The organism is Sunxiuqinia sp. (genome assembly GCF_055140945.1).
The window spans coordinates 39,811-46,543 of record NZ_JBSQYS010000038.1 but is presented as its reverse complement, the minus strand read 5'-3'; the positions used below and the strand labels follow the sequence as shown (position 1 = coordinate 46,543).

The 6,733-nt window shown below is 41.7% G+C and carries 4 protein-coding genes; 2 read left to right on the top strand and 2 right to left on the bottom strand.

The genetic code is table 11. The annotated features are described in order from the left end of the window. On the top strand, window positions 1–923 hold a 923-nt coding region (carA, locus tag ACTB00_RS15815), incomplete at its 5' end, for a glutamine-hydrolyzing carbamoyl-phosphate synthase small subunit (protein ID WP_463300890.1). Window positions 924–942: 19 nt separating this feature from the next. Continuing rightward, on the top strand, window positions 943–4,179 hold the full coding sequence (carB, locus tag ACTB00_RS15810; RefSeq protein ID WP_463300889.1) for a carbamoyl-phosphate synthase (glutamine-hydrolyzing) large subunit: 3,237 nt from the start codon (window positions 943–945) through the stop codon (window positions 4,177–4,179). A 259-nt stretch (window positions 4,180–4,438) separates the two neighbouring features. On the opposite strand, the gene ACTB00_RS15805 is transcribed toward carB, so the two are convergent. Together ACTB00_RS15805 and ACTB00_RS15800 are read right to left on the bottom strand one after the other, a co-directional pair. Then, entirely contained in the window at window positions 4,439–5,149 is a 711-nt protein-coding gene (locus ACTB00_RS15805; protein WP_463300888.1) for a PAS domain-containing sensor histidine kinase, read from the bottom strand. A 233-nt stretch (window positions 5,150–5,382) separates the two neighbouring features. Next, window positions 5,383–6,633, bottom strand: coding sequence for a DUF1015 domain-containing protein (locus ACTB00_RS15800; protein WP_463300887.1), 1,251 nt, complete (start codon window positions 6,631–6,633; stop codon window positions 5,383–5,385). Between the last annotated feature and the right edge of the window lie 100 nt (window positions 6,634–6,733).

Here is a 6,733-nt window from a genome sequence, read left to right as displayed (position 1 = left end):
TTTCTACTTATCCGATGATTGGAAATTATGGCGTTCCAAAGAACATGCAAAACGATGGAATCCATGCACACTATGAATCACACAAAGTGCATATCAGTGGATTAATCATTTCAGATTATTCTTCAGAATATAGCCACTGGAATGCCGATAAAAGCTTGGGCGACTGGTTGAAAGAATCAAAGGTTCCCGGACTTTACGGTATTGACACACGCGCTTTAACGAAGATTTTACGTGTGAAAGGCTCCATGTTAGGAAAAATTGAGTTCGAAGACGAACCGATTGACTTTTACGATCCGAATAAAGAAAACCTGGTTGCTGTTGCCAGCACAAAAACAAAGGAAGTATACGGAAACGGGGAATACAAAGTCGCGCTGATCGACTGTGGTGTGAAAAACAACATCATCCGCTGTTTGCTCGAACGAAATACCACCGTCATTCGCGTGCCTTGGGATTACGACCTGTCAGATGAAGAATTCGATGGCGTATTCATTTCCAATGGACCCGGTGATCCTGCTCGTTGCGACGAAACAGTTAAAAACATAAAAAAGGTAATGGACGACGAAAAGCCCATTATGGGAATTTGCCTGGGAAATCAACTTCTTGCTCGTGCCGCAGGAGCTGAAACCTACAAGTTAAAATTCGGACATCGCAGCCACAATCAACCGGTTTTACTAAATGGTACTGATCGTTGTTTTATTACATCGCAAAATCACGGGTACGTCATTGACCCTAAAACACTTTCTGCTGACTGGGAGGTTCTTTTTACGAATGTAAACGACAACACCAACGAAGGAATCAAGCACAAAACCAAACCTTTCTTCTCAACCCAATTTCATCCGGAAGCATCGAGCGGACCGGTTGATACGGAGTATTTGTTTGATGAGTTTATCCAGAATATTGTTGAATTTAAGCAGAAAGCCTAATTAAATAACACAGCTTAAAATGAGTAACCAGATAAATAAAAGAATAAAAAAAGCAATCGTCCTTGGGTCAGGAGCATTGAAAATTGGTGAAGCCGGTGAGTTTGACTATTCCGGATCACAAGCACTGAAAGCCCTAAAAGAAGAAGGTGTTGAAACAGTACTGATCAACCCGAATATTGCGACCATCCAAACATCGCAGGAGATTGCTGACAAAATATACTTTCTACCTGTAACCGCTTTCTTTGTTGAGCAGGTAATTAAGAAAGAAAATCCTGATGGTATCCTTCTGGCCTTTGGTGGTCAAACTGCACTAAACTGTGGTGTTGATTTATTTCGGAATGGAATTCTTGAAAAATACAATCTGGAAGTTGTTGGAACTCCCGTTCAATCGATTATTGATACGGAAGACCGCCAGATTTTTGCAGGGAAGCTTGGTGAGATTGAAGTAAAAACACCACGAAGCTTGGCTTGCGTCAACATGACTGAAACCATGGAAGCCGCCAGGAAATTGGGTTATCCAATTATCATTCGGGCTGCCTATACGCTTGGAGGACTTGGAAGTGGTTTTTGCAAAAATGATCAAGAGCTGAAGGAACTCGCATCAAGCGCATTTTCGTACTCTCCACAAATCCTGGTTGAAGAATCATTAAAAGGATGGAAAGAAGTAGAATATGAGGTTGTTCGCGACCAATACGACAACTGTATTACCGTTTGTAACATGGAAAACTTTGACCCGCTGGGAATTCACACCGGGGAAAGTATTGTTGTTGCTCCATCACAAACCATGTCGAATCGAGAGTATCACAAGCTACGTGCGATCTCAATCAAAATTATTCGCCACATCGGTGTCATTGGAGAATGTAATGTTCAGTTCGCGCTCGATCCATTCTCCGAAGATTATCGCGTCATTGAAGTCAATGCCCGCTTATCTCGGTCTTCTGCATTGGCATCGAAAGCCACCGGATATCCACTGGCCTTTGTTGCAGCAAAGTTGGGACTGGGTTACGGCTTGCACGAACTAAGTAACTCTGTTACCAAAGTTACAACCGCCTGCTTTGAACCTGCACTGGATTATGTGGTTTGTAAAATACCGCGTTGGGATTTGACCAAGTTTAGTGGTGTTTCAAAACAAATCGGTAGCTCCATGAAATCGGTTGGCGAGATCATGGCTATTGGACGAAGCTTTGAGGAAGCCATTCAGAAAGGAATTCGGATGGTTGGAATCGGCATGCATGGGTTTGTTGCGAACAACGAAGAAATTACAATAGAAGCAATTGACGAGGAACTGACACGTCCGACTGACCGTCGTATATTCGCTATTGCAGCCGCGTTTGCAAAAGGCTACTCGATTGAAGATATCTACCAGAAGACGAAAATTGACCGTTGGTTTTTGCAAAAACTGTATAAAATACATCGGCTAAAAGAAGAACTTAAAGAACCACAAAGCTTAAAAGAGCTAAGCGACGAATTGTTGCTTTCAGCTAAACAAGCAGGTTTTTCAGATTTTCAAATAGCACGTTTGGTTTTAGAAGCTCCAAACAGCGAGATGAATGCGAGACTGGTGGAAGTTCGCGAACACCGGAAAGCAAGAAACATCAAGCCGGTTGTCAAACAAATTGACACGCTGGCCGGTGAATATCCTGCGCAAACCAACTACCTGTACATGACCTACAATGGAACCGAACACGATATCGAGTTCCCAAAAGATAATAAATCGGTCATTGTGCTTGGCTCCGGAGCTTACCGCATTGGTAGTTCTGTTGAGTTCGACTGGTGTTCGGTAAATGCCATTAACACCATTCGCAAAGAAGGTTATCGTTCGATCATGATCAACTACAATCCGGAAACAGTAAGTACGGATTATGACACCTGCGACCGTCTGTTTTTTGATGAGTTAACCTTCGAACGTGTGATGGATGTGATCGACCTGGAAAACCCGAAAGGAGTTATTCTTTCGGTAGGCGGACAAATACCAAACAATCTGGCGATGAAACTGGCCGGACAGGATGTCCCAATTTTAGGGACTTCAGCAAAAATGATTGACAATGCAGAAGACCGTAAAAAGTTCAGCTCGCTGTTGGATGAGCTAGGCGTTGACCAGCCACGATGGAACGAACTAACGAGCATTGATGATATTTACAAATTTGTTGAAGAAGTCGGGTATCCGCTACTCATTCGTCCTTCATACGTGCTTTCAGGAGCTGCAATGAATGTTGTTTCAAACGAGGAACAACTGGAACATTTCTTACAACTTGCGGCTGATGTTTCTAAAGAGCACCCGGTCGTTGTTTCAGAGTTCATTGAGCTTGCCAAGGAAATCGAGATCGATGCTGTTGCCGACAAAGGAGAAATGGTCGCTTACGCGATCTCGGAACACGTTGAGTTTGCCGGAGTTCACTCGGGTGATGCCACTATTGTTTTCCCACCACAAAAATTATACGTAGAGACAATTCGTCGTATTAAACGAATCTCGCGCGAAATTGCTAAAGCGCTTGAAATCTCAGGTCCTTTTAACATGCAATTCCTGGCAAAAGACAACGACATTAAAGTGATCGAATGTAACCTTCGTGCTTCACGGAGTTTCCCATTCGTATCAAAGGTTATGAAGTTTAACTTGATTGAACTAGCCACACAGGTAATGCTTGGAGTTCCCTATCAGACACCAGACAAATCATTGTTTGAACTTGATTACGTTGGGGTAAAAGCGCCACAATTTTCGTTTGCCCGCTTACTGAATGCCGATCCTGTGCTGGGAGTTGACATGTCGTCGACCGGAGAGGTAGCATGTATTGGTGAGAATTTCTACGAAGCAATTTTAAAATCAATGCTTTCGGTTGGATATAATTTCCCAAAGAAGAACGTCTTAATTTCGTCCGGACCTGCGCGCTCGAAACTGGAAATGCTGAACAGCGCGCGCTTGTTGGTGAAAAAAGGGTACAATGTTTTTGCAACAGAAGGAACACATCGCTTCCTACGTGAAAATAAAGTAGAATCGACCATGCTGCACTGGCCGGACGAAGAGGATCAACACCCGAATACCGTTGAATATCTTCGTGAAAAGAAAATTGACCTTGTCGTTAATATTCCGAAGAATTACTCGAAACGAGAACTGAGCAACGGTTACAAAATACGTCGTAATTCTATCGACTACAACGTACCACTAATTACCAATGCTCGCGTGGCAAGTGCATTTATTCATGCCTTCTGCAATCAAACACTAGAAGACATCACCATCAAACATTGGGGTGAATACTAGAAAGATTTACAAATCTAGAATATAAAACAAAGCCGGCTCAAAAAATTTGAGCCGGCTTTGTTTGTTTTAAAATAGTCTAATTCAATCTCCTAATTGACTAAGTTTGGAATACACTTTAAAGTAAAACACCGTATTTCAATCTGATTTCTGAGATAACAACGGTTTGGAAACGATGGTGGTCAATTGTTTTCTGCTCGATCCAAACTCACAGAAATCGAACGAATTCATAGCGCATCATTTTACGGATCGCAATTTCAGGTTAATTAGCCCGGGGCAACTCAACAAAGAATGAGGAGCCTTCGCCCTTTTCACTTTTCGCCCATATCTTTCCATCGTGTTTTTCGATAAATTCTTTGCACACAATCAATCCCAAACCACTTCCTTTTTCATTATCGGTGCCGAAGGTTGATTCGTGACTTTGCATACTGAATAAACCGTCCAGTTTTTCCTGAGCTATTCCAATGCCATTATCCTTTATTTCAGTTGGGAAAACGGTCCCATCCTTTTTGACATTCTCACGCTCCAAATAAACATCTCCTGTAGCCATTTCATCCGGAATAATCGCTGGAATAAGCTCTCTGAATTCAGAGGAAACCAGATCTCGAAGCGACAACTTCAACATTTCCTCCTTCGTGTAGCCAAACATCCTATGACCTTGGGTATTACATTCTAAAATATTTCCACGCTCATCTTCGATGTAAATTCCATCCAGAGATTGATTAATCAGTGTTTGGTATTTTTTTTCACTTTCTTTAAGCGCAGTTGTCTTTTTCGTATTTCTGTCTAACAAATAGCCAATCAGACCTCCGGTTATTCCACCGAGGCAAAGAATAAGCAAAATACCATCCCAAGAGACAGAACTAACTTTCAGGACAAATTCCCTAAAAATCATTAACAGCATTAAAATTATCCCCCCAAGCAAGAAACCAACGATGACCTTACTAATCGAACGCACAAATCCGGATCTCATAAACGATAAATTTGAATAGACCTTCCCAAGCCTAATGATCAAAAACAAAAATCACATTACTATTTTCGTCGATTTCCAAGTTATAGAAAAATCTGCTTAAAAATTTCAGTGAAAAAATATTACACAACACGATGCTAAAAGCTTCAAATACACCTAAAAACTGAAGAAAAAGCACAATAAAAATCCCAGTCAAAACTAATGACCGGGATTACGATATTGAGTGACAAATATCCTTAGTCCAATTTGTGAATAACTAATCCGGAGCGCAACTTTGGTTCGAACCAAGTTGTTTTTGGCGGCATGATGTTTCCACTATCTGCAATGTCAATCAACTGTTGCATTGAAACCGGGAAAAGCGCAAAGGCAACTTTCATCTCGCCACGATCCACCCGTTTCTTAAGCTCTTCCAATCCGCGAATTCCACCAACAAAATCAATTCGTTTTGAAGTCCGCAGATCCTGAATATCCAAAATTGGTTCCAACACTTGACTCGACAAAATCGTTACATCCAGCACCCCGATTGGATCATTATCATCATAAGTTCCTTCTCTAGCAGTCAGTTTATACCAATCGCCGGCAAGGTACATGCTCATTTCGTGCAACTTAGTTGGCTTGTATATTTCCGAACCTATTTTCTCAACTTCAAAGCCCGCACTTAATTTCTCAACAAGTTGTTCTTTGCTGAGGCCATTTAAGTCTTTAACAACCCGGTTATAGTCAATAATCGCCAGTTGGTCATCAGGGAAATGAACAGCCATAAAATAATTGTACGACTCATCGCCTGTATGATTTGGATTTTGAGCTTTCTTTTCCAAGCCAATGCGGGCAGCGGCAGCAGTTCGATGATGTCCGTCAGCAACGTAAGTCGCGGCTACCTTGGTTGCAAACAACTCCTCAATTTGTTGATTTACGCCATTCTCATTAATTGTCCAAAATTGATGACCAAAACCATCTTCGGCAACAAAACTGTACTCCGGATTTTTATTTTTCACAATAGAAGCCACAATTTTATCAATTTCAGGCACGGCTTTGTATGAGAAAAATACCGGCTCGATATTAGCATTTAAATAACGCGTCAAAATCATGCGGTCTTCCTCTTTATCCGGCCGGGTGAGCTCATGCTTTTTTATCACTCCATCGTGATAGTCGTTGCAAGCAGCAGCACCGACAATGCCATATTGCGTGCGCCCGTCCATGGTTTGCGCATAAATATAGTACTTGTCGTTCTCATCTTGTTTCAGCCAACCTTTGTCCTGAAATTTTTTAAAATTTTCAACCGACTTATTGTATACTTCTTCCGAGTGAACATCAGTTCCTTCAGGGCAGTCAATTTCGGCACGGGTGATGTGCAACAGCGAATTCTCCTTACCCTCTGCCATGCGTGTTGCCTCTTCCGAGTTCATCACATCATAAGGCAGACAGGCTAAATCTTCAGCAATCTCCCGAGGTGGTCTTAGTCCTTTAAACGGTTTTATCGTAGCCATTTTTTCAAATTTTCAAGTTTATTTTGACGGATATCAAATCGTAACGAAAATACAATTGATATTTCAAATACACACAAAATGAGTGTAAAAGTCTGTTTTT